This window comes from Parvibaculum sp. (genome assembly GCF_049651025.1).
Lineage (GTDB): Bacteria > Pseudomonadota > Alphaproteobacteria > Parvibaculales > Parvibaculaceae > Parvibaculum.
Genome location: NZ_JBASBH010000037.1, coordinates 17,747 through 43,073, shown reverse-complemented (window position 1 = coordinate 43,073; position 25,327 = coordinate 17,747). Strand labels below are relative to the sequence as shown.

The window sequence follows — 25,327 nt, the reverse complement described above, 5'->3', positions numbered from 1 at the left end:
CGCTTCCTAGAAGCGCGTCCAATTATCTGTATCGCCATTGAGCGCAATGCGCAGGCCTTGCCTTGCGATCTGCGTTGCGGGGCTATCTGAATGCGCCGACGACAGGGCGTAGATCGAAAAGGAAAACTCGGGCGCATTTGGAATACGGTGAAGCCTCCCGGTATCGAGATATGGCTTTGCCGCGCGCGTCCGGAAATAGCCGCTCCCGCCCACCGCCAGAATATATTGCAGCGCCAGCGGACCGAGGCCGACGAACATGCCCGCATCGCGCAAATGCGGAAAGACGATCGCATGATGGGCCTCGAAGTCCGGGCCCCAGTCCACATGGACATAATCCCCGCTGAGCAATTCTGCCGTGTCCGGCGAAGTGCTCACCGCGATCAGCTTTTCTTCCATCAGCAATTCGAACTGAATGCCCGGTCGCTGCGACGGCGCATACATGATGGCGATGTCGAGGACACCCGTTTGCACTTTTTCGATCAGGCGCTCGCCGAGATCGACATGGGTTCGCAGCGCAATTTCCGGTGCCTCGCGCCTCATCCAGATAAGCCAGTTGAGAAGAAGCGGATGGCCGAGACTGACCTCGCCGCCGACCGTGATCATGGCCTCACGCCCGGGGGGCAGCGCCACCTGCTGGCGCGCGCGCTCCCATATCTGAACGAGCGATGCGGCGTAGCGGATGAAGTCATTTCCTGCCGGGGTCAGCCGCGCGCCGCCCTTGTTTCTGACGAACAGGCTGCGCCCGATCTGCTCCTCCAGCGCCTTGATGCGCGCGCTGACCGCCGTCTGCGTGATGTTCAGCCGCTCTGCGGCACGCACGAAGCTTCCCGCCGCCGCCACGTCCAGAAAAGTCTTTGCCAGATCGATATTCATTTAAAACCAAAATATTTGCGTTTAAGCCCGAATAATATTCGTTTGTCGCGTCATAAGCCAAGTGTCACTTTCCAATTGGTGGCGGGACAGACCTCCTAACCCTGTCCGCTATGCCGCATGCCTCATAAATACATTATTTTTTTGTATATAAAGGCAATTCCGCAATCTTCGCGGAAAATTGGGGCATCTAGTCATTTTCGCCGTGATTTGTGCGTGAAGCCGAGAGCAGAGAGCCCATGAACATGTCCGTACCCGCCCTGCCCGGCATTGGCCTGAATGCCCCTGAACTTGCGCAACTCGAAGCCTTGTCGAGGGCCTTGCGGCCCGACCAGATGCTTTGGGCAAGTGGATATCTGGCGGGCATAGCGCATGCGCGCCTCGCTCAGGGCGATGGCAGCATGCTCAGTGCCTTGCCGCCAGCGGCCGCACCTTCAGCCGCCGCACAGGCGACCAGCACGACACTGAGCATTCTCTACGCCAGCGAGACAGGAAATGCGGCTGATGTTGCCCGTCGCGCCGAAGCCCATGCGCGCGGGCTTGGACTGACGGCAAACGCCTTCGACCTCGCAACCTACAAGCCGCGCAATCTGGCGAACGAACAGCTCGTCCTCATCGTGTCGAGCACGCATGGAGAAGGCGAGCCGCCGGAACCGGCCATCGGATTTTTTGAATTCATCGACAGCCGCAAGGCGCCGAAGCTTGAAGGCATCAAGTTCGCTGTGCTCGGCCTTGGCGATTCGACCTATGAATTTTTCTGCGAGGCGGCAAAGCGTCTCGATCGGCGCTTTGAAGAGCTTGGCGCAACGCGCTTTCATGACCGCATCGATTGCGATGTCGATTATGAAGAGCCTGCCGATGCGTGGCTCGATGCTGTGCTCGGAAAATTGAAAGCTGAACAGGCATCCACCGGCGCAGCGTCGAGCCAGCCCGTCGCGCAATTCAGCATCGCGCCTGTTTCCGCGCCCGAACATGACAAGCGCAACCCGCTTTCCGCGTCTGTCGTCGAGAACCTCGTCATCACGGGTCGCGGGTCGAGCAAGGAAACGCGGCATATCGAGTTTTCGCTGGAAGGCTCGAACCTTGTTTACGCGCCGGGCGACGCACTCGGCATTCTGCCCCGGAACGATCCTTCATTGATCGACGAGGTGATGGAGCGCGCGGGCCTGTCCGGCAGCGAACGCATCGCCACCAAGACCGGCGACATCGCCCTGTCCGACGCCCTGTCGCAAGATTATGAAATCACCGCGCTGACGCCTCGCTTTCTCCAGCATTGGGCGGAAATTTCATCCGCCGACGATCTGCGCGCCTTGACGGCTGAAGGGAACCGCAAGGAACTCGCCGCCTATATGCAGGCCAACCACATCATCGATGTCATGCGGCGCTACCCTGTGCAAAACCTCAATGCGAGTGATTTTGTCGGCGCGCTTCGGGGATTGCAGCCGCGCCTCTATTCCATCGCGTCGAGCCAGCTTGCAGCGCCCGATGAAGTCCATATCACCGTGTCGACCGTTCGTTACGAACTGCATGGCACGGAGCGGATGGGCGTTGCCTCTTGCCATCTGGCCGACAGGGTGAGGCCCGACGATATCTTGCCCGTCTATATCCAGCGCAACGACAATTTCAGGCTGCCCAATGATCCCTCGACGCCGATCATCATGATCGGTGCGGGCACGGGCGTTGCGCCCTTCCGCTCTTTCGTGCAGCAGCGCGAAGCGGAAGAAGCCGAGGGCAAGTCCTGGCTCATCTTCGGCGAACGCAATTTCCGCACGGACTTTCTCTACCAGACGGACTGGCAGGGCTGGCTCAAGGACGGCGCTCTCCATCGCATGGATGTCGCGTTTTCGCGCGACCAGGCGGAGAAGCGCTACGTCCAGCATGTCATCGCGGAGAACGGTGCCGATCTCTTCGCCTGGCTCGAAGAGGGCGCGCATTTCTACATGTGCGGCGATGCGGAGAAGCTGGCGCCTGACGTTCATGACGCACTTCTTTCCATCATCGAAGCGCAAGGCGCCGTGACGCGCGAGGGCGCAGAAGAATATCTGCGCAATCTACAGCGCGACGGCCGGTATCAACGCGACGTCTATTGAGGGCCATATCGTGAGTTCCCAGACAAAGACCCCTGAAGTCGACCGCAGCCACGACATTTCGCAGCCGCTGGAAAAACTGCATGACAATGAGCGCCTGAAAGACAGGAGCAATTATCTACGCGGAACGATCGAGGAAAGCCTGCGCGCGCCGCTGACCGGCGCGGTCACGCATGACGACACGAAGCTGATGAAGTTTCACGGCATCTATCAGCAGGACGACCGCGACCTGCGTGACGAGCGCCGCCGCCAGAAGCTCGAACCCGCCTATCAGTTCATGGTGCGTGTCCGCCTTGCAGGCGGCGTGTGCAGCACCGCGCAATGGCTGAAGATCGACGAACTGGCGCGTAATTATGGCGGCTCGACGCTTCGCATGACGACGCGCCAGACGTTTCAGTTTCACGGCATTCTGAAGCCGAACCTGAAGAACACCATCAAGGGCCTCAACGACGCTCTGCTGGATACGATTGCCGCCTGCGGCGACGATACGCGCGGCATCATGTGCTCGGTCAATCCGCATCTCTCCGCGCTGCATGCCGAGATTTACGATCTCGCAAAGCGCACATCGAACCACGTCATTCCCAAGACGCGCGCCTATCACGAGATCTGGCTCGACGGCGAGAAGATCGAAACATCGGCGTCCGAAGATCCGATGTATGGGCGCACCTATCTGCCACGCAAATTCAAATTCGGCTTCGTGATCCCGCCGATCAACGACATCGACGTTTATGCGCAGGATGTGGGTTTCATCGCCATTGCAGAGGGAGAGAAGCTCCTCGGCTTCAATATCTGTGTCGGCGGCGGCATGGGCAATACGGATAATTCGCCCGAAACTTATCCCCGCCTTGCCGACGTCATCGGCTTTTTCCCCGCCGACAAGGTTCTCGAAATCGCCGAAGCGGCAGCGACCATCCAGCGCGACTATGGCGACCGCGTGAATCGCGCACATGCCCGCTTCAAATATACGATCGACGACAAGGGGCTCGACTGGTTCAAGGCGGAACTCGAAAAGCGCGTCGGCTTCGCGCTCGAAAAAGCACGGCCCTATACGTTCAAGACCAATGGCGACGACTATGGCTGGACGCAGGGTTCGGACGGGCTGTGGCATTTCACGATGTTCGTCGAGAACGGACGCATCAGAAACACGACCGGCCATCAGATCATGACCGCGCTGCGCGAGATTGCCCGCGTTCATAAGGGCGAGTTCCGCCTGACGCCCAATCAGAACCTCATCGTCTCGAATGTGACCGAGGCCGACAAGCCGCATATAGCGGACATGCTGGCGGCTTACGGACTCGACACGTCGATCCATGCAAGCGCATTGCGGCTCAACTCCATGGCCTGCGTTGCGCTGCCGACATGCGGGCTCGCCATGGCGGAAAGCGAGCGCTATCTGCCGAGCCTCGTTACCAAGGTCGAGCATATTCTTGCCGAGAACGGTCTGGCGGATGAGCCGATCACCATGCGCATGACGGGTTGCCCCAACGGTTGCGCGCGGCCCTACATCGCAGAAATCGCGTTCACCGGGCGCGCACCGGGCAAATACAACCTCTATCTCGGCGGTGGATTTCACGGCCAGAGACTCAATCGGCTCTATCTCGAGAATATCGGCGAGGAGCGCATCCTGCAGGAGCTGGGAAAGATGATTGGCCACTTCGCCAAGGACCGGCTCGACAAGGAGCACTTCGGAGATTTCGTCATCCGTGCAGGTTATGTGCGCGAAGTGACGAGCGGAAAAGACTTCAGCAGTTGACGGCGTGGCCGTCGCAAGGAGGACCGGAATGAGTAGCTATATGCTGATTTCGTCGCGCGATCCGTTCGAGTGCGGCGATACGGAAGGCTTCTATCAAATAGCGATCGATCTGAAAGCGAAGGGGCGCGATGTCACGCTGTTTCTCGTTCAGAACGGCGTTCTGCCCGCGCGCAACAGCGCGGAAAGCAAGGCACTTCGTCACGCCATCGGCGCCGGCGTGAAGGTGCTGGCGGATGATTTTTCGCTTCGCGAACGCGCGCTCGACAAGGCAGCGCTTGCGGACGGCATCACGGAGGCTTCGCTTGAGCGCGTCGTCGATGCGCTTGCGGCGGGCACCAAGACACTCTGGCATTAGGAGAATTTCCATGGCCAACAAGACAACACTCGCTTTTGCGATCATGGACCCGCCCTATGAAAGCGCGCGGTCCACAACGTTCTTCCGCCTGCTCGAAATCGCGGCGGGGCGCGGCTACAACCTCAACGTCTTTGCCTATGAAGGCGGCGTGCACCTCTCGTTCGAGCAGCAGAAAGCGCATGGCAACGGCGTGCACGGCACGGACGTTGAAACCGAGCACCACCCGCTCCCCAAGATCTGGGTCAGCGAGATCATTGCCAAGGGAGCGAAAAACGGCGGCGTCGTGAACTGGGTGAATTGCGGTCTCTGCGCCGACGAACGCGGCATCGACAAGGTGGTGGAGGGCGTCCGCCGCGGCGGCCCTGCCGACTTCTGGAAACTGGCAGAGGCGTCCGACAACGCGCTTGTCATTGGCACGAGGTGAGCATCATGAAAGCACTTCAGATCATAGAGACTGCCTATCGCGGCACGCTTGAAGAGCAGGACGACACCATCATCTGGCTCACGCATTCCATGCGCGATGCCGGTGCGAACCTTTCGGTGCTCCTGACCGGCAATGCGGTCAACTATGCGGTGAGCGGGCAGAATGCGAGCGGCTTGCGCTTCGGCAACTGGGTACAGACCAATCCGCCGCGCATCGAGAGAGAGCTTGAGAAGCTGATCGCCAAGGGCGTTCCTGTTTACGTAGTGAGCGACGACCTCAAGCGCCGCGGCCTTGCCCAGGCCGAGACGATCAAAGGGGTCAGCTTCATCGCACGGAATGCCCTTGCCAATCTTCTCGATGAGCATGAGCGCGTCTGGCATTGGTGAAACGACAATGCAAAACGTAATGGATCTGGCAGCGTCCCGGTTTCGGACCAAAGCCTGCGACATACTTGGCTGCGACGTGCCCATCATTCTGGCTGGAATGGGGGGCGTCGCGCGCTCCGAGCTTGTGACTGCGGTCAGCGAAGCAGGCGGCTATGGCTTTCTCGGCATGGTCCGGGAGTCGCCGCGATTCATCGCCAGGCAGATCCGCGAAGTGCGGGCGGGTACGAAGCGGGAGTTCGGCGTCAACATCATTCCGGCCGCGACGCCGCCAGATCTTTTTCGTCGGCAGGTGGATGTCTGCATCGAGGAACATGTTCACTCGGTCTGTCTGTTCTGGGATGTCGATAAAGACGTGATCTCGCGATTGCGCGATAGTGGCATTCTCGTCGTCTGCCAGATTGGATCGGTGGCGGAAGCCAAAGAGGCGATCGACGCGGGCGCACAGATGCTCATCGCGCAGGGCGTCGAAGCGGGCGGACATGTTCGCGGACAGATAGCGCGCGCCACCTTGCTGAGAGATACCGTCGCCATTGCAGGCGACATACCCGTGCTTGCGGCGGGCGGCATTGCCTCGGGCGCGGATTTCGTAGCAGCGCTTGATCTTGGCGCATCCGGCGCAGTTCTCGGAACCGCCCTTCTTGCGACCAAGGAATCCTTCGCTCACGACTATCACAAGCAACGGATCGTTGACGGCTCCTCCGTCGACACGCTTCGCACGCAGGACTTCCACATCAACTGGCCTGAAGGTGCATTTGTCCGCGTGTTGAAAAACAGCGTGACGGATGGCGCACACGGCGACCCGTTCAAGAAGGCCTTTGACGTGATCGGGGAGGATTACGGCAGGTCGCTTTATCGCTTCAGCACGGACTCGCCCCTGCGCACGACGACCGGCGACCTTGAATCGATGGCGATTTATGCCGGCAAGGGCACGGACGCCATTCACGACGTCGTGTCGGCGGCAGAACGCATCGAGACTATCCTGAAGGACGCACTTGCCTTGCGTCCTGCCGACGACGGGGCACAGCATGCAGAAGAGCAGGCGCCGCCGCCTGAGCTTGCATCACCCAGTTGCTCGGCTTCTGAAGGCGATGACGCCTATATGGGATTTCTGTCGCATGCCGAAGTCATTGAGCTTCTGAACACGCTGCTCGAGGCGGAGCGCGCAGGCGCTCGCTCAGCCGCGCGGCTCGCCGTCGATCTCGCCGATCCCAAAGCTCGATCCGAGATGAAGAATCTTCATGCCGACGAGGTTTTCTGCTGTCGCCTGTTGCTCGACGAAATCGTCCGGCTGGGCGAAAGCCCTTCGCAGCGCACCGGGGACTTCTACGACAAGCTGATGGCTATCGAACCCGTCGCGGATCGCGTCGCCTTTCTCGCCAAGGGGCAGAGGTGGGTCGCAAGAAAGCTGCGCGAAGCATTGCCCAAAATCCGCTCCGACCAGCTTCATGCGCGATTGAGCGAGATGCTCGTGCTGCATGAAACGCCCGAAGCCTGATCGGCAGCGCGCTGCGGACTATGCGCGGGTGAAACCCGTCAGGGCTTCTTGACCCATTTGCCCGCCGCATCCTGAACGAACTGGCCCGATGCCGTTTTCCCGATGAGCTTTGCTGCCGCGAGCTTCTCGACGGCGCTCAGCGTTGCGCCGGGCGTTTGGGCGACCACATCCTTATAGGCGCTGCGGCGGCGCAGGTTGACGTCATCGACGAGAGCCTTGAGATCGGCGGCAGGGGTCGCCGTCACGATGCCGACATAGCCGTTCTGCTGTTCGCCGACGAGGCCTTGAGCCTTGGCTCCATCGAGATCAATCGCAAAGGCGGCGGAGGCAGCACCAAGCGCGAAAAGCAGCGTGAAGGCGGCAAGCAGGGATTTGAAGTGGCGCATGATCTGTCTTTCTCAGAAAAGGTCGGGATGCTTGGCAAGCACGTCGTCAAGCTGGCGATCGACCTTGACGCGAACTTCCTGCTCGATCTTGACGTTCAGGTTTATTTCAATCGGCTTGTCCGGCGCTTCGATCTTCACCGTGGGATTGCATGCGCCAAGGCCGAGCAGAAAGCCGATCCAGAGCGCTCCGCTCGCATAGGGACGACGCGTCGCCAGTCTGGATTCGATATGTGCAGTCATGGTTTTGCCTTCTTCGTCGGGGCGATTTCGCTTCGGATCAGTTCCAGGGGTCGCAGCCCAACGGTACCACGCCGAATGAGGTCCGCAAGCGAGCCTTGTAGATTGACGTTGAGGATGATCGGATATCCGTCATAAAGCGCCGGATTTGCGCCGCGCAGCCGGAGATGGAACAGAAGGTCGCCATTGGCATTGCCGCTCAATGTGCCAACTAGCTCCGTATAATGAAAATCCTTCAGCGCGTCCGTCAGCACCCTGGTCTGGTCATTTGTCGCTGCGGCATCGGCGGATGCGCTCTTGTAAATGATGACGCCGCCCTTTTCGGCATCGAGCATGCCGTTCTTGATAATCGGGTTTCCGTTTTCTATCGCGATTGGAATTGTGCCGTTGAGCGTTCCCGTGCCGCTCAGACCCGGCACGTCGGCAAGCGACAGAAGCTCCGCGACATCGACATTCTCCACCAGCAGTTCGAATTCGGTATTGCTGCCTTTGACGGAGGTAAGCGTGAGTCCGCCATCGGCGAAAGGCCACTTGGCATCGACCAGATGGGGAAGCGCCGCATTGGCGATCTCGAACCTCACCCGCCCATTCTGGAGCTGAATTCCTGCATCGAGCATAGCGACGGAGAGCGTCTGCGTCCCGCTGGTGCGCGGCGGCACAAGGCTTGAGAGCTTCGTCGTTCCGTTGAGCCCGGCGACCTTGGCGGAATAGGCGTCGAACCCGACCTGCGTCAATGCAAGCTGGCCGGAACTGCGCAAAGCGCCCTTGGCAATGGAGAAGTCCGCTTTATAGGCCGCCTTCCCCTGCACATTGGCCATCAGGCCCTTGAGCACAGGAAACAGGCTTTGAGGCTCCAGCTTGCCCGGAGAAAAAGCGAGATCGCCGGCAAGCTGCGCATTGCCGCTCGCTGCCTTCAGATCGTAACGACCGGAGATTTTCCCAAGCGGGACACCTTGCGCCTTCGCCGAAAGGCTCCGCCCCTCGGCTTCGACCGTCAATATGTCGCCGTCGAGTTGAATCGTTCCCGAAAAATCAATCGGCTCGAAGCGGACAGACGAAGCGCGGTCTGCAACACGCATGGAGGGAACCGAAATGCCGATCGGCGCTCCCGTTGCCGATTGCGAAATATCGATGCTGCCATCGAGCAAGAACGGACCTTGCGGCGTCGCGAGATGAACCGAGGCATTGGCGACATGAATTTCGGGCAGCACGCCCGCGCCACCGCCAGCGCCGCCCTCATTCAACAGGCTGCTCGCCGCGCCCAGCGACAATCCATGATCGTCGATCCGCGCATTGACCAGAAGATCGGCAATTTCAATCGACTGGACACGCCCCGACAGCAATTCACCAAGCTTGTATAGAACCGTGATCCGACCCGCTGATATGTCGGGCTGCTGCCCCTTCGTCGCATCCGACGGGCCGATCGTGAGTGCGGACACCTCAATGCTTCGCAAGCCCAGCATCGAAACCTGAAATGAAACCGGCGCAATGCCGCGCTTGGCCAGCGCATCGGCGATGACGCGCTCGGCGAGCCCCGTCCGCGTCTGCCACAGGGCGGCAAGCGCAACGGCAAGCAGCAGGAGACCCGCCGCCACTCCGGCCGCCCAGAACCGCGAGCGCCTGCTGAACCGGCTCTGGCTGTCGTTGGCTTTAATGTTTTTCACAATCTCTACTAGACATCATCAATGCGTCGAAACCTCGACACTCTGTCACAGTCCGAGAGTTGTGCGAAACCCGCCAGCCTGATTGCTGCGCGTCGATCGCCACCAATCCTCGACACGACAATCAGTTGATCCGGCGCGTCTTCCCGGCCCAGTAAGGCTCTCGCAATTCGCGACGAAGGATCTTGCCCGACGCATTGCGCGGCAGAGCTTCGATGAAGTCGATGCTCTTCGGCGTCTTGTAGGCGGCGATGCGCTCGCGCGCCCAGTTGATGATGCTTTCGGAGTCGGCCTCCATGCCCGGCTTCAACACCACAATCGCCTTCACCGCCTCGCCCCAGCGCTCGTCCGGCACGCCGATCACGGCGACGTCGGCGACCTGCGGATGCCCGAACACGGCATTTTCGACTTCAGCCGGATAGACGTTTTCGCCGCCGGAAATGATCATGTCCTTCACACGGTCATGCACATAGACGTAGCCGTCCTCATCGACATAGCCCGCGTCGCCGGTTCGCAGCCAGCCATCGGCGTCGATGGTCTTCGCTGTCGCCTCTTCCATGTGCCAGTAACCGACCATGTTCGCCGTCGAGCGGATGGCGATTTCGCCGACCTGATGGGGCGGCAGTGTTTCGCCATTCTCGCCGAAGATCGCTATATCGACGCCCGGCAGCGGCTTGCCAGCAGAGCGCATACGCGGCGACCCTTCGGGAACGTGATCATCCGGCGGCAGCGCGACGACCGTGCCGCAGGTTTCCGTCATGCCGTAATTCTGGACGAAGCCGCATTTGAAGACTTCCATGCCCTCGCGAAGCAGCTCGAGCGGGATAGGCGAAGCGCCGTAGAGAATATATTTGAGGCGCGAATAATCGACGTCGCGCGAGCGGGGATCACGCAGCACGATCTGCATCGCCGCAGGCACCAGAAAGAGTTTGCTGACCTTGTCATTGGCGATGAAATCGAGCACGGCGTTTGGATTGAATTCACGCGCCACGACATTTTTTGCGCCGTTGTAAATGCCCATTAGGCCCCAGCCCGTGCCGCCGATATGCGAGACCGGCATGGCGACGAGGCTCACATCGTCGTCGGACCACTGATCCCACGGCAATCCGGCCTTCGCATTCGACTCGCGCATGCCGAGCAGATTGCGGTGCGCGAGCATCGCCCCTTTCGGGCGGCCGGTCGTGCCTGACGTATAGAGCTGTAACGCTACGTCATCGGCCGTCGTCACAGGCAATTCGCGAATAGTCTGCGCATGGCGCCAGGTCGCGAATATCGGCCATTCGGGCTCGCCACTTTCCATGGCGATGATTTCGCGCACTTTCGGCAGTTCGGCTTTAAGCTTCTTGATGACGCCGTAAAATTCCGGTCCGACGAACAGGAGCGGTGCTTCCGCATCGTCAACGATATAGGCGATCTCCGGTGGCGCGAGCCGCCAGTTGACGGGCACCATCACCGCGCCTGCCTTGGTCGCCCCAATGAACAGCTCGAAATAGTGGTCGCTGTTCTTGCCGAGAAAGGCGACACGGTCGCCGGGCTTCACGCCGGAGGCAATCAATCCGGACGCCACGAGGTCGGTGTTCCGGTCGAATTCAGCGTAAGTCACCGTCCGGCCTTCGAAGGTGAAGGCAACGGCATCGGGCCTTTCCGCAGCGTGATAGCGAGGAATGGCGCCCAACGTGCGCATACGCGAATGATCAACCACTTAACACTCCCCTTGATTCTTATATTTCGACGCCTGAGCAGCGGCCGCTGGCGCGCAGGCTGGGCGCAATGCCCGCCGTCGCTCGCCCTGAACCGCATTTCAACGCGCCGCCCACTCTAATCATGTCGGCATCGAGATCAACAATGAAGGGGGCTTGCGGTGGGGAGCCGACGCCGCAATATCGCCGGGTTAGGCGACCTCGGCGTCCAGGCTCAGAAGCCGTCGCATGCGCCGCATACGCCCGGGGTTCTGGATGAGATCAGCGAGGCTGTAACGGTCGAGGACATCGAGGAAAGCGGCAAGCGCTTCCTCCAGCGGGCCACGCAATCCGCAAACGGATGAAATCAGGCAGGTGTTGTCTTCCGCCGTAAAGCACTCGACAAGATTGAACCCGTCCTCCGTCGCCCGAACGACCGTGCCGACATTGATGTCCTCGGGGCGCTGGCGCAGACGTAGCCCCCCGCTCCGCCCGCGCACGCTTTCGACAAAGCCATACTGCACGAGGGTCTGGGCGACTTTTTTCAGGTGATTGCGCGAGATGTCGTAACGGGTCGAGATTTCCTCGATCGTGTGCAACTGATCGGGCTCCATCGCCAGGAGCATAAGCATCCGGAGCGCATAATCTGTATGCAGGGTTACGCGCACCTCATTCGTCTCCGCATTCAGCCTCTTGCATCGCCTTCGTCAGACCCGCCCGGAAATGAGAAGCCGGATCGCGTCTCGCCGCGACGTCGCGACTATAAAGAGTATACTATATGCATCTATAATTGGCGAGCTTTGCACTTTCCGCAGGAGTGAACGATGCCCCGCATCATCTTTGTCGAGCCCGATGGGAGCGAACATCCGGTTCTGATTGGCTCGGGCATGACGGCCATGGAGGCGGCTATTTCGCGCTCGGTTCCCGGCATCGACGCCGATTGCGGCGGAAGCTGCAGTTGCTCGACATGCCATGTTCACGTCGATCCAGCATGGATCGATATTGTCGGCCGCGCCACGGGCATGGAGGAAGATATTCTGGACTTCGCCGTCAATGCAGGCGAGTGCAGCCGCCTGTCCTGCCAGATACGCATTACGGCGGAACTCGATGGCTTGCGCCTCATCATTCCCGAATGGCAGCGATAGGCGCGGCGAAACAAGATCGGCGCGAGCTGGCGAGGGGAAGAACGCCCGCTCGCGCCGATAACCGCCGATACTCAGGCAGCCGATTTCCTGCCGATGCGCACGCGCCAGGTCGCGGGGCCAGATTCCAGATAGTCCCATGTGAACTGGCCGGAATGCTCGGCGTCGAACTGGTAGTAAAGCGGCTTGGGGTCGTGATCGTTCACCAGCACAAAGCCCTTGCCCGGCTCCAGATGATGCCAGGTCTCGAAGATCAGCCTGTGTCGCTCCGCCGGGATGAGCGTGCGGACGTCGAGGTTTTCATTGTCGTTCATTTGTCTCTATGTCTCCTTCTTGTTGAGGCGTCAGGACGTGTCAGGTAATGCAGAACGCCGTTCAGGCGCTGCGCGTCTTGAGGGTGTTCGCTGCGCAGCAACGACCAGCCTTTCGCCGCCAACCTGCAGGCGGCGTCGGTCTCGCCCGTCTCGCCAAGGCGCTTGAGCGCCAGAATGAAGAGGCGGTTGAGTTCAGGAATTACGGTTGCGGATTCCATATCGTCGTCACGCAGCAATGCCGAAATGTGCCTTTGCTGCCGGGCTCATCGCCTCGGCGCTCCATCGCGGCTCCCATACGAGATGCACGTCGACGTCGGTTACGCCGTCAATCGCCCATATGCGCTGATAGACGCCGCCCTGGATCATCTCGGAGGCCGGGCAGCCCGGCGTCGTCAATGTCATCGTCACGACGACAGCGCCGTCTGTGACCGCGATGTCATAAACAAGCCCGAGATCGACGATGTTGTATCCAAGTTCGGGATCGAACACGTCCTTCAGCGCCTCGCGAAGTGCTTCGTCTGACAGCGGGTTCATGATGCCTCTCCCTGCCCGCTGCCCTTGAGGATCAGCACGCGATAGCCTTCCGAGCCGCGTATGTCGCGATGCGCGAGATGGCCGCGCGCTTCAAGCTCGGGATAGAGAAACTGGGGATCGCGATCGTTCCAGATTTCCAGAACCTCACCGCCGTCAAGCCCCTCGATCGCCTCAAGCGTTCGGACCATCGGCTCGGGCGGCAGGAGTCCGCGATTGTCGAGCGTCAGGCTCGCCACAGGCCAGTCCGTTGCATCCGCCTCGCCCGGCTTCGTGGACGGTGCCTGACGCGCGCGAGCAGGCGGCGATGCGGGCGCGGCAGAGGGAAGGTTCCTGTCGGTGGTAGTGCCATCCTGCGGCGTGAAGACAACCTCCCAATTGCCTTCGGACAATTCACGTTCGCTGTGTCCGAAACCGCTCTTTGCCATCACCGAGAAAAGCGGCACGGGCCGAAACGTCGCGATCAACTTCAGTCCTTGTCCTGGCGTGAGGCTGGAAACCGCCTTCATAATCTCGGCAAAAGGTTCGCCGCCTGCGCGAAGAATTGGCCGGACATCGAGCGTCAATAATGGAACAGGCATGGCATCAATCTCCATGGGTTCGGGTGATGTGAGGTGATTTGGCAAAGGGAAGACCGGCACCCGGCACAAGCGGCTTGGGTGCCGCGTCGGGATCGGGGTGCCGGGCATGCCACAACTCGAATCCGACAAGGATCGTCGCCACGAGTTGCGCGAGGCTTGCCACATGGAACAGCGGCGCATTGGCGAAGGCGATGGCGACCGCACCGATCGGAACCGATCCGAAGAAAAGGACGAACCAATATCGCGCGCGATGCTCGTTAACGAGATCCTGCACACGCGGCACAGGCCCTTTGCCGAGGCGTCTCCCGAATACTTCGAGCCAGGTCATGAACGGCACGATCTTGTAGAGCTGACTAAGCCCCAGACCCGACAGCCAACCGAAGACGAAAAGATATCCGAGCGCGGCTGAAAACCGGGTGAGCGTTCCCGTTATCGCGGCAATGGTCGTCGACGCTATGGCGAAGGCCAGAAAGCCGAGCGCAACCGCCGCCGCGATACTGTTGAGTTCGAGATCGCGACGCTTGCGCTGGCGAAAGAGATGAACGATATCGGCGAGATAAAAACCGATGCCGAGCGCGGCAAGGAAAGCGCCTGCGAAGGCGACACTCTGCGAGTTGTCGCCTGCAAACAGGATCGCGCCCATGAGCAACAACAGCCCGCCGGATGTCAGCGCAAGTGCGGCATAGCTGGTCCATCGCGCTTCTTCCGGCGCGAGCATGAACATCGAGAGCAGGCGGTAGCTCACCCCCATCGCCGTCAGCGTAAACCATCCACCAAGTCCGCCCGCGACATGCGCGGCAAGCCCGTCGCGAATGAACCCCACCAGCATGGCCGGCGGCTCGGGCAGCGATAGGGCAAGCGCAAAGCAGATCCCGATCAATCCGGTCAACACAAGGAATCCAAGACCGGCCGCAACGAATAGCGCCTGCATGGGAAGCGGGCGCGCGCGCCAGAGCGTCGCTGCAATGTTGAAGGCGCCGATCCCCAGCCCGCTCAGCACGAGGACACCGCCAACGGGCAGACAGGCGAGCGGCAGGAATTCATTGCCGCCGAGCGCGGCAAACCCCGCGATCATTCCCGCGAGCCCGACGACGATTGCAACGAAGCCGATGATCGGCAGCCGCTGGCTGAAGAGTTGCGAGTTGGTAATGACGGGCACGAATTGAAAGAGCGCGCCGAGCATCAGAAGACTCAGCCAACCGACCGTGAGCAGATGAACGGCAATCAGCGTCTCAGGCGCCCGCAACCCTTCTATCAGATCGGTATAGCCTGAGACCAGAAGCACCTCGGCGATGAGCAGCGCCACGACCGCCGCGCCCAGATGCAGCATCGTCCAGCGCGAAACTCCGGCCGCGATCATCATGACGAACTCCGTTTGCTCGCCTTAAAAGAGGTGTTGGAAATACCTTATTTAAAAGATCGAAACAAAGCAATATACAAAATACCTCTTTTGCGGGCCGCGCCACCGAAGGGTAATCGGCATGGACCGCTTTTCATGGGAGATGGAATTATGACCTTCGTCGTCACCGACAACTGCATTCGATGCAAATATATGGACTGCGTTGAGGTCTGCCCGGTCGATTGCTTCTATGAGGATGAGAACATGCTGGTCATTCACCCTGACGAATGCATCGACTGCGGCGTCTGCGTGCCCGAATGCCCCGCCGAGGCGATCTTTCCCGATACCGACAAAGCCGCAACCGACGACTGGCTAGCACTCAATCACAAATATGCGCAAATCTGGCCGAACATCACGCAGAAGCGCGATCCGCCAACCGATGCCGACGAGATGAACGGCATCAAGGAAAAGCTGTCTCAGTTCAGCGAGAAACCCGGCATTGGTGACTAGTCCCGCTGTGCCCCTTTCGATGGCGGCAAGAAGGCGTCGGTGACTTATCCGCGGCCGCCATCCTGCTCCAGCTTTTCTCCCAGAACGATTTTAAGTTGATGGCTCGCCCCGTCATCGACCAGCGGGATCAAGTTCGATTTTTCAGACAGCAACTCGCCATCGAGTTCGATCGTCAGAATGCCGCGGCAAATTCCGAGCGGATTGTCGACGCTGATCTCGTAGAGCGCGCTGCCGTGGCGGAATGAAATTTCGTAGCCGGGCCAGTTTTTGGGAATGCAGGGGTCCATGAACAGCTTATTGCCCCGCAACTGAAATCCGAGAACAGCCTCGAGCGCCCCGCGATATGTCCATCCCGCAGAGCCGGTGTACCAGGTCCACCCACCCCGCCCGACATGCGGCGGTCTGGAATAAATATCGGCACTGACGACATAGGGCTCCACCTTGTAGCGATGCACCCTCGTCGGCGAGTCGGCGTGATTGATCGGATTGATCAAGGACAATAATTCGAACGCCTTGTCGCCATCGCCGAGTTTGGCGAATGCGAATACCGACCAGACGGCGGCATGTGTGTATTGCCCGCCATTTTCACGAATGCCCGCCGGGTAGCCTTTAATATAGCCGGGGTCTGGAACCGCGTGTTCGAAAGGCGGCGTGAACAGCAGCGCTATCCGATCGTCGCGGCGCACAAGGTATTTGTCGACCGCCGCCATCGCGCGTTTCGCACGTTGCGCCTCGGCACCGCCCGAGATCACGCTCCATGATTGCGCAATGGAATCGATGCGGCATTCGCTGTTCGATGCCGAGCCGAGCGGTGTTCCGTCATCGAAATATGCACGGCGATACCAGTCGCCATCCCATGCCTGCTCCTCCAGAGAAGTGTTCAGGGTGCGCGTGTATTCCATCCATTCCTTCGCGTGGGTGGCATCGCCACGACGCTCGGCGATTTGCGCGAATGTTTGAAGCGTCGAATAGAGGAACCAGCCGAGCCAAACACTTTCGCCCTTGCCGCCGCCACCGACACGATCCATGCCGTCGTTCCAATCGCCGGTTCCCATGAGCGGCAATCCATGCACACCCGTGGCGAGGCTTTGGTCGAGCGCCAAGGTGCAATGCTCGAAGAGGGTGACTTCCTTTACGGAAATCGTCGGCTTGAAAAACGCATCATGCTCGCCTTCGAGCAGGAGCGGCCCTTCCAGGAAGGGCACCATTTCGTCGAGCACGGACAGATCGCCGGTCACCTCGACATAATGCGCGGTGACATAAGCAAGCCATACCCGATCATCGGCGACGCGGGTGCGAATGCCCTGTCCACCTTCAGGCAACCACCAGTGTTGAACATCGCCTTCGGGAAATTGTCGTGCGGCTGCGCGAAGCAAGTGAGCGCGCGTCAGGTCGGGGCGCGATATGCAAAGCGCCATGACATCCTGAAGCTGATCGCGAAATCCGTATGCGCCGCTGGCCTGATAAAATCCCGTGCGCGCCCAAACCCGGCAGGCGAGCGTCTGGTAAGGCAACCAGCGGTTCACCAATATGTCCAGCGCACGGTCTGGCGTCTTGATCTGCACAGCACCCGTTATGTCATCCCATTGCGCCGCCACGGCGGCAAAAATCGCATCGAGATCGGCAGCGCGATATTTGGCGACCAGCGCCTGCGCGTCGGGCCTGTTTGCCGTCTCGCCGAGGAAGCAGATCACCTCGACGACGCCCGATGCATCGAGCACGACAGATGTTTGCAAGGCAGCGCAGGGATCGAGGCCCGCGCCGACGCGGTTGGAAAGCTCTGCGTCTTGAGCCAATCCGACGGGGCGGGCGAGCGTGCCATCGCGGCCGACGAACTCGGCGCGGTCCCCGGTCCATGCCGTCTGCTGTCCGGCGAGATCGGCGAATGCTATGCGTTCACCGAAATCGTTGCTCCATGGATTTTGCGCAAACATCGCGCCGGTCTGAGAATCGATTTCAGTGATAATGAAAGGCGCAGACGCTGACCGCGAGGCACCGAGCACCCATTCTATGTAAGCCGTGATCGAAAGGCGGCGGGTGCGTCGCGATTGATTGGTGATTTTCAGTCGCGAAATTTTTATCGAGTCATCGACAGGAACGAACTGAAGAAGCTCAAGCGTCACGCCGTGTCCGCTATGCTCAAAGCGGCTATAACCCTGACCATGCGCGACGATATAGGGGGGTGCTTCCTCGCGGATCGGAAGCGCGGTGGGGCTCCAGACCTCGCCCGTATCGTCGTCGCGTATATAGAACACCTCGCCCGGCGCATCGCCGACAGCATCGTTCGACCAAGGCGTAAGCTGGTTTTGCTGGCTGTTAAGCGCCCAGGTAAAACCGCCACCCTCGGTGGAAACCTGAAAGCCGAAAGACGGGTTGGCAATCACATTGATCCACGGCGCGGGCGTACAGTTCGTCCCCTCGAGGATCGTCACATATTCACGCCCGTCTGCGCCGAAACCGCCAAAGCCATTGAAGAATTCAAGCGGTGGATGCGGCCGCGAACGCTCGGGCACGACCTTCGCGCTGACAGGCCAGGGCTGCGGAGCAACCGGCGGCTTGAAATCTCGGGCGCGGTTGATCTGCTCCCCGAGAGTGCCGCGACCGCCAGTCAATACGGCGCGCGCCGTGCTGCGCAGCAAATCGAGTATTTCTTTCGACACGAGATCGCCGCGCAAGACAAATATCATACCCGCCGCGCTATCGCTCTTCACCTTGGGTGCCGAGCGATTCATGCGCACCAAGGCATCCAGAGAATTCTGCAGATCCTGCACATAAGACGGTGCATGCTTGTTCACGATCACGAGATCGACGGTCAGTTGCTTGAGCTTCCAATATTCATGGGCGCGGAGCAGTTGGCGGACGAGGTCGAGATCATCTTCTTCCGCGACCTCCAGAAGAACGATTGGAAAGTCGCCCGATATGCCCTGCGCCCAGAGGGTAGATGCCTTGCCCGCGCCGCGCGCGAGGATGTTCGGCGCGGGGCGCAAGGCGGGGTCTGAATAAAGTATGTGGTTGGCGAGCCGCTGAAAGAGATGGGCTTCATCGGAAGTAATTCCCAGATGATGAAGCTGCATCTGCGCTTGCGTCCAGGCGAGCATGGTCGCCCGCTCAAACGCCATCGCATCATGATGCTTGTCGGCAAGGTCGAGCACCGCTTCTCGCGTCGGCGCCGCGATGGTCCAGAAGGCCAACCGCGCCGTGGCGCCGCGCGGAATCCGCACATGTCGACGCAGGCTGAAAACCGGATCGAGAACCGGGCCGGCAGTATTCGACAAAGGCCAGCCGTCGCAAACCGCGACAGGCGTTCGGGTGGTTTGGCCACGCCCCAGAAAGCGCGCGCGATCCGTTTCAAACTGAACATCACCTGACGTCTCGCCTTCAACGACAACCAGATGCGCCGCCCAGACTTTCGGGTCGCTGTCCGAACGCCTCCGCCTTGTGGCGAGAATCGCACCGAGGCTCGGCACGAATTCCGTTTCAACGAATAGTTTGGCGAAGGCGGGATGCATCAAATCGTCTGATTGCCGCGCCAGCGCGATTTCGGCGTAGGAGGTCAGTTCGATCTCGCGCTCTCGCGTACCGTGATTAGTGATCGAAACACGCCGGACCTCCGCGTCGTCCTCCGGCGAAACGGCGATCTCGAGTTTGACGTCGAGCGTGCCATCCTGTCTGACGATCTCAGCGTGATCTTCCGAAAAGGCTACCGCGTAGGTATCGGGCGCCACGCCGCTCGGCTGGTAACCGGCGGACCAGACATTGCCATTCTTCACATCACGCAGAAAGATGTAAGCGCCCCAGCCGTCGCCGGTCGTATCCTCGCGCCAGCGCGTGATCGCAATGTCGCGCCAGCGGCTGTACCCCGAACCCGCAGCAGTCACCATCACCGAATAGCGGCCATTCGAAAGAAGTTGTGTCCGCGGCACGCGCGAATAGGCGCGCGTATAGCGGCGCTGAACCTCAGGCACGAGGCTTTCAGCCTCGCTCGCCTCCGTCGTATGTTCGGGCGGCTGACGAGCAAGCGCGATATCGCGGGGCATGCGTTCCTGCAGCAGCAGCTCTGCCGCCTGGACGAATGTCTCGGCATGGAAGTGGCCGCGCATTGCGCCGTCCTGAAGCGCATTGGCAATGGCGACCACGGCCATTGCCTGGTGATGCGCCATATAGGCCCGCACGATCGCGAATTGCACGCCGTCGGGCACGCGCGAATGCGTGTAGTCGAGGGCCTCGTACCAGCCATATTGACCGCGCGCGCCCAGACTTGTGAGGCGGACGAAATTTCGAACCGCAGCGACAGGGTCGATCATCGCGGCCAGCGCCGCTGCATAGGGCGCTATGACGGTATTTTCAGCCAATGCGCGCTTGTAGCCGAGATCGGGAACGCCAAAGCTCGAATATTGGTAGGTCTGCTCGATGTCGCGCGCGTTATATTGAGATTCTGACATGCCCCATGGAATGCCGAGAGATCTGCCATAATCTATCTGCCTACGCACAATCAGACGGTTGGTATGTTCGAGCAGGCTGCCTGCAGGCGCGCGCATGACGAGCGAGGGCATCAGATATTCAAACATCGATCCCGACCATGAGATCAAGCCCGATCCGCCGCTGATTGGCGTCATGGTCCGCCCGAGCCGGAACCAGTGTTGCGCCGGTATGTCGCCCTTCGCAATGGCGACGAAACTTGCGAGCCGCGCTTCCGAGGCAAGAAGATCATAGAAATTGGAATCGAGACTGCCATCTTCAGCGCGGTAACCGATGGACAGAAGTTGGCGGACGGAATCGTACAAGAAGCCGAATTCCATGGAGATCGCCATCGTCTTGAAAGTTTCAGCGAGCGCCGACAGGCGATTCAGGAGCTGACGCGCCGTTTCCGCGGATTTTTCGAGTGCGCGGATCAGCATCGTGAAATCGGGGCTCTCATCCAGCGTCTCCGCCATTCCTGCCTCGATGTCGCTTATCACCGTCTCGCAAAGCTGCGGCAGACGCTCAAGCGTGGGTATCTCGGAAAGGCCGAAGACGGTTGTGCTGTCTCCAAGCAAGGTCGAGTTTCTCGCGACAATGCCGATCCACGGCATCAGAGTTTCGAGGTCGCGCCTATGCGCCTGAACCGTGGCGCGCAGGCTTTCGGCCCAGATCGAAACTTCCTGATATCCCTGATTTGCGGCTTCCCCTGCAATCGCGTTGGCGCAAGGAAGCAGGTCGTCCAGAAGCAACCCGATGTGAAATGCGGTGTCCACGGGCCGCTCAAGGAGCTGAGAGAAATCCTCAATAGCGGCCACCAGCCTGGATGAGCGCTCTGATTTTGAATCGACGCCCAAAGATTCGACCACGAGATCGCGGCCATCTTTCAATCCGTCGATCCAGCTGGGACTAAACGCCGGCTGCCTGGCCATCTCTTCGCAGGCATTTGCGAGCGCTATCAGATGACCCGCCATATTTCCGCTGTCGACAGAGGAAATATATTTCGGCTCCAGCGCCCTCAGGTCCTGCGTATCGTACCAATTGTAGAAATGGCCGCGAAAACGCTCGAGCTTGTTCATGGTGGCAAGCGTCGCTTCGAGCCTGCCAAGCGTGTTCAGAAGATTTTGCCAGCCGAAATTCCGCGCGGCGACGACGGCAAGCAGATAGAGGCCGATATTTGTCGGTGAAGTTCGATGCGCCACCACCGGATGGGGCGTCTCCTGAAAATTGTCAGGCGGAAGCATATTGTCTTCCACCGTCACGAAAGTTTCGAAATAACGCCATGTGCGCCGCGCGATCAGACGCAGCGCCCTCGTATCGGAGGCAGTCACGGAGAGATGCCCCGCCGCAGGTGGCGGCAGGCTCGCCAGCCGCGCAACCACAGGCGATAAAACCCACAGGACGCCAAACGGGACGGCGATCGGCCAGGCGTGATGCCCGGCAAACGCAATGACCACACCGACCACGAATGCGAAAGCGGCGCTCGCGGCGATCTGTATCCAGAGCGCACGTGTATCGAACTGCGCCTCTTCGTTCACTTGCGCCGCCGTGGTCCATTCGAGCAGCCGGCGACCGGAGATGATCTGCCGGTACAATGTTCGCGCCACGGCATCGACCGTCAACCACGCCTGATGCGCAAGAAAAGTGACGAAAAACCCGCTTTGCAGGAAACCGAGCGCGAAATCCCTGCCGAGGCATTTCAGATGATTGCTCATCGAGACGCTTGCGCGCTTGGGAACAATGCCCGCGATGGCGGGGAGGAGCGGCGGAAACGCGATCGTGAAGAGCAGGAAGATGGTCCATGCGAGTGCCGCATGGAGCGGCAGGAGCCAACCAATGATGAGCGCGAGAAGGCCAGCAGGTGCAGAGAGCGAGCGACGCAGATTGTCGAGCAGCTTCCAGCGTCCGATCAGCGGAATGGCGCATCTTTCGGACTTGCCGCCAGCATCGCGTCCACGACCGAAAATCCAGGGCAGCAACTGCCAGTCTCCGCGGGTCCAGCGGTGCTGGCGCGCTGCTGCAACGTCGTAACGCGAGGGAAATTCCTCAACGACCTCAATATCGGACGCAAGACCCGCACGCGTGAATATCCCTTCCAGCAGATCGTGGCTCAAGACCATGCATTCGGGAATGCGTCCGGCCATCGCGCGTTCAACGATGTCGATATCGTAGATTCCCTTGCCGACATATGAGCCTTCCTCGAACAGATCCTGATAGACGTCGGAAGCGGCAAAGGCATATGGATCAAGGCCGGTGGGACCGGAAAAGGCCCGCTGGAACAGCGATCCTTCGCGCCCGACAGGCAGCGAGGGCGTCACGCGCGGCTGAAGAATTCCATGTCCCTCCACGACACGGCCCAGACGCGGATCGAAAAGCGGACGCATGAGGGGATGCGCCATTTTGCCAATCAGCCGATTGGCCACGCCGATCGGCATGCGTGTATCCGCGTCGAGCGTGATGACATAGCGGATGTCGGGCGGCAACGTGGTGAGCTTCCCACCCACATTCAGGAAGGTGGTGTCCGTTGCGCCACGCAGCAGCCGGTTCAGCTCATGCAGCTTGCCGCGCTTTCGCTCCCAGCCGATCCACTTTCCTTCGCCCTCGTTCCACAGACGTCGACGATGGAGCAGAAAGAAGCGATCGCCCGCATTCGCCGGTCCGTGTTGCTGATTGAGGCGAGCGATCCCTTCGGCGGCATAGGCAACCAACATTTCGTCGGCGGCGGAATTTTGCTCGGTGGAATCCGAATAATCCGACAGCATCGCGAAATGCAGATTGTCGTCGGCATTCGACAGATAGTGAACTTCCAATCGTTCGAGCTGACTTTCGACCGCCTCCTGACTGGTCAGCAGCGATGGCACAACGACGATAGTGCGCAGTTCCGCCGGTACACCCTGCCGAAGTCCGAGGCCCGGCAAGAGCACGGCGCCCACATTTTGTGTGATGAGACGATTGACCAGCGCTACCGCCACATCGGATGCGGGGATTAGCCCCACAATCGCGAGCACCAAAGCTATCCAGCCATTGAGCGTGCCCGCGCCCGCGCCGATCAGCCCGAGAGCGAGAACGACGGCGGTGATGAACGCGATCATTCCGACATAGCCGTATATGCCGCCCATGGTGACGCGCAATGCGCGCCTCCACAGCGGAACGCGATAGCCGAACTGTTGCTGGAAAGCGCGGCGGCCTTTCGAAATGAGGTAATAGCCGGGGTCGCGTTCATGGTCGGTGGCCGTCGCCGCCTGTGCCGCAGCTATCGCCTTCTGGGCGACCTCGATCTCGGAACGTCCCGACTTGCGCGCGATATCCTCGATGGCGCGGCGGTAAAGATCGCGGGTCGGAAAATCCATGTCAGCAAAATCACTGCCCTCGCGCAGCGTCTCGTCGACGAGACTCACGGATTCGAACCATTCCGCCCAGCTGATTGTCGAGATCAGCCGCATGCTCGTGATGACGTTTCGGACGGTCACGTTCATCGCACTCTGGCGCTGGACCTCGTCGCGCACGATCCGGTCCGTGGTCGTCCCCTCCTGCGCGAGTTTTTCGTTCAGCCATCGCAGCGCGGGCGTGACATCGGGATCGCGGTCGCGCAACCGCTGGGACAGTTGGACGCCAAATGCGGTGGACCAGGGGACAAGATCAAGGTCGCGCAATATGGCTGCATTGGCCTCTGCGCTGCCCGGCTCCGCCGCCAGAGCCCGGTCGGCAAGAGCATCGGCCTGCTGGCTTGCCTCCAGACGCACGACGATCGCCTCGGCCAGGCGGCGCAAATTCTCCACAAGTGTGATGCGCAAGGTGATCGCAACGGCCCATAGCTCGCCGATGGTGAGAGGCTGAACGCGCTGATAGGCCACCACGAGGCGCGTGAGCTTGGGAATGTCGAACGCACTATCGGTATGCGCAACAAGCGCCCAGGCAACACCGAAGACGCGCGGGAAGCCTGCCAGCGGCCCATCGATCAGCTTCGGCAACATGCGATAGAAGCCCGGCGGCAAGTCGTCCTCGATCTTGCGGATCTGCTCGTTCACAATATGAAAATTGTCGAGCAGCCATTCTGCTGCCGGTGTAATCGGTCGATGGGCGCGCGTCGCCCCGACGATCACGCGATAGGCGGCGATCAGAACCTGGGCGTTGGCATAGAGTCGTGGCGTGTGCTGCTTTACAACGGCGTCCTGAGATACGCGCTGCGCGGCAGCGAGGCTTTCGGCATGTTGCTCCAGCCGCTCGATGCTGAAGAGTTCGGCGCGAATGGGCTCTTCGGGCGAGGTAAACGATGCGCCTCGTCGCGGCATCAGCCGATCAACAAAAGCCGTGAAGTCCCGCATTATCGCGGGGCGCGTCGATCCATTTTGTCTGGCTTCATCCGTCATGATGGCGTGTCCCCGGCTGCGGCGACATCGGCAAACACACACAAGGCGCCGGTTGGGTGAAAGCGCGCCGCTGGCAAATCGCTATCGCCGCGCCAATAGCGGCCAAGGATCGTTTTCTTTTGCTCGCCATCGACCAGAAAGACGGCGTGCCTTGCGCTTTCGAGTGCGGGATAAGTCAATGTGATGCGCGTGTCGCCGCCCGGCCCGACAACCGCGCCGACCCACCGGCTTTGCTCCTCGAGTTCTGGCGATCCGGGGAACAAAGATGCCGTGTGGCCGTCTGCACCCAATCCCAGAAAGACCACGTCGAAGAGCGGAGACGCCGGATCGAGGTGCCCCGTGCCGTAGAAAGATCTGAGTTCCGCTTCATAGGCCGATGCGGCCGCCGCCGCGCTCATATGCTCAGTCGGGATCGCATGAATATTGGCTTTGGGGACAGGCACATGCGACAGCAATGCTTCGCGCACCATGCGGTAATTGCTCGAGGTATCGTCAGGCGGCACGAAGCGCTCATCGCCCCAGAACCAATGCGCACGCGACCAGGGAAACGCATCGCGATAAGGCGCCTGCGCCAAGCGCTCATAAAGACCACGCGGTGTTGAGCCTCCAGACAACGCAACGGCGAAGACGCCCTGCTTTTCTGTTGCCGCGGCGAGCAACCAATCCGCCGCGTAATGCGCCAGCGCTTCGGGGTCGGCAAGAATTTTCAGCTTGGCTTTTGAAGTATGCGTCATGGGTGCTCCTTTTCG

The 25,327-nt window shown here is 60.2% G+C and carries 21 protein-coding genes; 8 read left to right on the top strand and 13 right to left on the bottom strand.

All coding sequences use genetic code 11. The features are described from left to right. Nucleotides 1-6: 6 nt before the first annotated feature. A complete protein-coding gene (locus tag WA943_RS05125) occupies nt 7-873 on the bottom strand; it encodes a LysR family transcriptional regulator (protein WP_424468771.1) in 867 nt (288 codons plus the stop codon). A 236-nt stretch (nt 874-1,109) separates the two neighbouring features. Between WA943_RS05125 and WA943_RS05120 the strand changes: the two genes are divergently transcribed. The 6 genes from WA943_RS05120 to WA943_RS05095 are packed head-to-tail and all read left to right on the top strand — an operon-like array spanning nt 1,110 to nt 7,370. Next, nucleotides 1,110-2,960, top strand: coding sequence for an assimilatory sulfite reductase (NADPH) flavoprotein subunit (locus WA943_RS05120; protein ID WP_424468770.1), 1,851 nt, complete (start codon nt 1,110-1,112; stop codon nt 2,958-2,960). A gap of 10 nt (nt 2,961-2,970) precedes the next feature. Next, nucleotides 2,971-4,710 (top strand): assimilatory sulfite reductase (NADPH) hemoprotein subunit, encoded by a 1,740-nt coding sequence (gene cysI, locus WA943_RS05115; protein ID WP_424468769.1) that lies wholly within the window; start codon nt 2,971-2,973, stop codon nt 4,708-4,710. A 28-nt stretch (nt 4,711-4,738) separates the two neighbouring features. Beyond that, nucleotides 4,739-5,065: a hypothetical protein gene (locus tag WA943_RS05110; protein WP_424468768.1), complete on the top strand. Its 327-nt coding sequence runs from the start codon at nt 4,739-4,741 to the stop codon at nt 5,063-5,065. Between the two features lie 10 nt (nt 5,066-5,075). Beyond that, a complete protein-coding gene (locus tag WA943_RS05105) occupies nt 5,076-5,489 on the top strand; it encodes a DsrE family protein (protein WP_424468767.1) in 414 nt (137 codons plus the stop codon). 5 nt (nt 5,490-5,494) lie between these two features. Next, a complete protein-coding gene (locus tag WA943_RS05100) occupies nt 5,495-5,875 on the top strand; it encodes a DsrE family protein (protein WP_424468766.1) in 381 nt (126 codons plus the stop codon). 7 nt (nt 5,876-5,882) lie between these two features. Next, complete coding sequence (locus tag WA943_RS05095; RefSeq protein ID WP_424468765.1) at nt 5,883-7,370, top strand: nitronate monooxygenase; 1,488 nt, start codon at nt 5,883-5,885, stop codon at nt 7,368-7,370. Between the two features lie 38 nt (nt 7,371-7,408). Here the strand turns inward: WA943_RS05095 and WA943_RS05090 are convergent, their stop codons facing one another. The 5 genes from WA943_RS05090 to WA943_RS05070 all read right to left on the bottom strand — a co-directional run bounded on the left by WA943_RS05090 (nt 7,409) and on the right by WA943_RS05070 (nt 12,001). Continuing rightward, nucleotides 7,409-7,756 (bottom strand): YdbL family protein, encoded by a 348-nt coding sequence (locus WA943_RS05090; RefSeq protein ID WP_424468764.1) that lies wholly within the window; start codon nt 7,754-7,756, stop codon nt 7,409-7,411. A 12-nt stretch (nt 7,757-7,768) separates the two neighbouring features. Next, nucleotides 7,769-7,996 carry a YnbE family lipoprotein gene (locus WA943_RS05085; protein ID WP_424468763.1) on the bottom strand — a complete coding sequence of 76 codons (228 nt, stop codon included), beginning with the start codon at nt 7,994-7,996 and terminating at the stop codon, nt 7,769-7,771. Continuing rightward, entirely contained in the window at nt 7,993-9,657 is a 1,665-nt protein-coding gene (locus WA943_RS05080) for an intermembrane phospholipid transport protein YdbH family protein (protein WP_424468762.1), read from the bottom strand. Before WA943_RS05080 ends, WA943_RS05085 begins: the two co-directional genes overlap by 4 nt. A 121-nt stretch (nt 9,658-9,778) precedes the next feature. Next, complete coding sequence (locus tag WA943_RS05075; RefSeq protein ID WP_424468801.1) at nt 9,779-11,338, bottom strand: fatty acid--CoA ligase; 1,560 nt, start codon at nt 11,336-11,338, stop codon at nt 9,779-9,781. Nucleotides 11,339-11,545: 207 nt separating this feature from the next. Then, nucleotides 11,546-12,001 (bottom strand): RrF2 family transcriptional regulator, encoded by a 456-nt coding sequence (locus WA943_RS05070; protein ID WP_424468761.1) that lies wholly within the window; start codon nt 11,999-12,001, stop codon nt 11,546-11,548. Between the two features lie 156 nt (nt 12,002-12,157). On the opposite strand from WA943_RS05070, the gene WA943_RS05065 reads away from it, so the two are divergent. Beyond that, nucleotides 12,158-12,478: a 2Fe-2S iron-sulfur cluster-binding protein gene (locus WA943_RS05065; RefSeq protein ID WP_424468760.1), complete on the top strand. Its 321-nt coding sequence runs from the start codon at nt 12,158-12,160 to the stop codon at nt 12,476-12,478. Between the two features lie 71 nt (nt 12,479-12,549). Here WA943_RS05065 and WA943_RS05060 read toward each other — a convergent pair whose 3' ends face one another. From WA943_RS05060 to WA943_RS05040, 5 genes are read right to left on the bottom strand one after another with little or no spacing between them, the layout of a single operon-like run. Next, entirely contained in the window at nt 12,550-12,789 is a 240-nt protein-coding gene (locus tag WA943_RS05060; RefSeq protein WP_424468759.1) for a DUF2249 domain-containing protein, read from the bottom strand. Then, complete coding sequence (locus WA943_RS05055; protein WP_424468758.1) at nt 12,786-13,025, bottom strand: hypothetical protein; 240 nt, start codon at nt 13,023-13,025, stop codon at nt 12,786-12,788. Before WA943_RS05055 ends, WA943_RS05060 begins: the two co-directional genes overlap by 4 nt. Beyond that, nucleotides 13,015-13,323, bottom strand: a complete 309-nt coding sequence (locus WA943_RS05050) for a metal-sulfur cluster assembly factor (protein WP_424468757.1) — start codon at nt 13,321-13,323, stop codon at nt 13,015-13,017. Before WA943_RS05050 ends, WA943_RS05055 begins: the two co-directional genes overlap by 11 nt. Next, nucleotides 13,320-13,901: a DUF2249 domain-containing protein gene (locus tag WA943_RS05045; RefSeq protein WP_424468756.1), complete on the bottom strand. Its 582-nt coding sequence runs from the start codon at nt 13,899-13,901 to the stop codon at nt 13,320-13,322. Before WA943_RS05045 ends, WA943_RS05050 begins: the two co-directional genes overlap by 4 nt. A gap of 4 nt (nt 13,902-13,905) precedes the next feature. Further along, the gene (locus WA943_RS05040; protein ID WP_424468755.1) at nt 13,906-15,264 is read right to left on the bottom strand and encodes a hypothetical protein; all 1,359 of its coding nucleotides are present in this window, start codon (nt 15,262-15,264) and stop codon (nt 13,906-13,908) included. 147 nt (nt 15,265-15,411) lie between these two features. On the opposite strand from WA943_RS05040, the gene fdxA reads away from it, so the two are divergent. Beyond that, entirely contained in the window at nt 15,412-15,750 is a 339-nt protein-coding gene (fdxA, locus tag WA943_RS05035) for a ferredoxin FdxA (RefSeq protein WP_424468754.1), read from the top strand. A 44-nt stretch (nt 15,751-15,794) separates the two neighbouring features. On the opposite strand, the gene WA943_RS05030 is transcribed toward fdxA, so the two are convergent. Together WA943_RS05030 and pgl are read right to left on the bottom strand one after the other, a co-directional pair. Then, nucleotides 15,795-24,500 (bottom strand): GH36-type glycosyl hydrolase domain-containing protein, encoded by an 8,706-nt coding sequence (locus tag WA943_RS05030; protein WP_424468753.1) that lies wholly within the window; start codon nt 24,498-24,500, stop codon nt 15,795-15,797. Nucleotides 24,501-24,574: 74 nt separating this feature from the next. Next, nucleotides 24,575-25,312, bottom strand: coding sequence for a 6-phosphogluconolactonase (gene pgl, locus WA943_RS05025; RefSeq protein ID WP_424468752.1), 738 nt, complete (start codon nt 25,310-25,312; stop codon nt 24,575-24,577). Nucleotides 25,313-25,327: the final 15 nt, after the last annotated feature.

Bases quoted from the DNA above. Each gene is read 5' to 3' on its own strand.
- WA943_RS05095 (WP_424468765.1), top strand. From the start codon at position 5,883: ATGCAAAACGTAATGGATCTGGCAGCGTCCCGGTTTCGGACCAAAGCC.
- WA943_RS05100 (WP_424468766.1), top strand. From the start codon at position 5,495: ATGAAAGCACTTCAGATCATAGAGACTGCCTATCGCGGCACGCTTGAA.
- WA943_RS05050 (WP_424468757.1), bottom strand. From the start codon at position 13,323: ATGAACCCGCTGTCAGACGAAGCACTTCGCGAGGCGCTGAAGGACGTG.
- WA943_RS05030 (WP_424468753.1), bottom strand. From the start codon at position 24,500: ATGCCGCGACGAGGCGCATCGTTTACCTCGCCCGAAGAGCCCATTCGC.
- fdxA (WP_424468754.1), top strand. From the start codon at position 15,412: ATGACCTTCGTCGTCACCGACAACTGCATTCGATGCAAATATATGGAC.
- WA943_RS05125 (WP_424468771.1), bottom strand. From the start codon at position 873: ATGAATATCGATCTGGCAAAGACTTTTCTGGACGTGGCGGCGGCGGGA.
- pgl (WP_424468752.1), bottom strand. From the start codon at position 25,312: ATGACGCATACTTCAAAAGCCAAGCTGAAAATTCTTGCCGACCCCGAA.
- WA943_RS05075 (WP_424468801.1), bottom strand. From the start codon at position 11,338: ATGCGCACGTTGGGCGCCATTCCTCGCTATCACGCTGCGGAAAGGCCC.
- WA943_RS05065 (WP_424468760.1), top strand. From the start codon at position 12,158: ATGCCCCGCATCATCTTTGTCGAGCCCGATGGGAGCGAACATCCGGTT.
- WA943_RS05040 (WP_424468755.1), bottom strand. From the start codon at position 15,264: ATGATGATCGCGGCCGGAGTTTCGCGCTGGACGATGCTGCATCTGGGC.
- WA943_RS05045 (WP_424468756.1), bottom strand. From the start codon at position 13,901: ATGCCTGTTCCATTATTGACGCTCGATGTCCGGCCAATTCTTCGCGCA.
- WA943_RS05110 (WP_424468768.1), top strand. From the start codon at position 4,739: ATGAGTAGCTATATGCTGATTTCGTCGCGCGATCCGTTCGAGTGCGGC.
- WA943_RS05085 (WP_424468763.1), bottom strand. From the start codon at position 7,996: ATGACTGCACATATCGAATCCAGACTGGCGACGCGTCGTCCCTATGCG.
- WA943_RS05090 (WP_424468764.1), bottom strand. From the start codon at position 7,756: ATGCGCCACTTCAAATCCCTGCTTGCCGCCTTCACGCTGCTTTTCGCG.
- WA943_RS05060 (WP_424468759.1), bottom strand. From the start codon at position 12,789: ATGAACGACAATGAAAACCTCGACGTCCGCACGCTCATCCCGGCGGAG.
- WA943_RS05120 (WP_424468770.1), top strand. From the start codon at position 1,110: ATGAACATGTCCGTACCCGCCCTGCCCGGCATTGGCCTGAATGCCCCT.
- WA943_RS05105 (WP_424468767.1), top strand. From the start codon at position 5,076: ATGGCCAACAAGACAACACTCGCTTTTGCGATCATGGACCCGCCCTAT.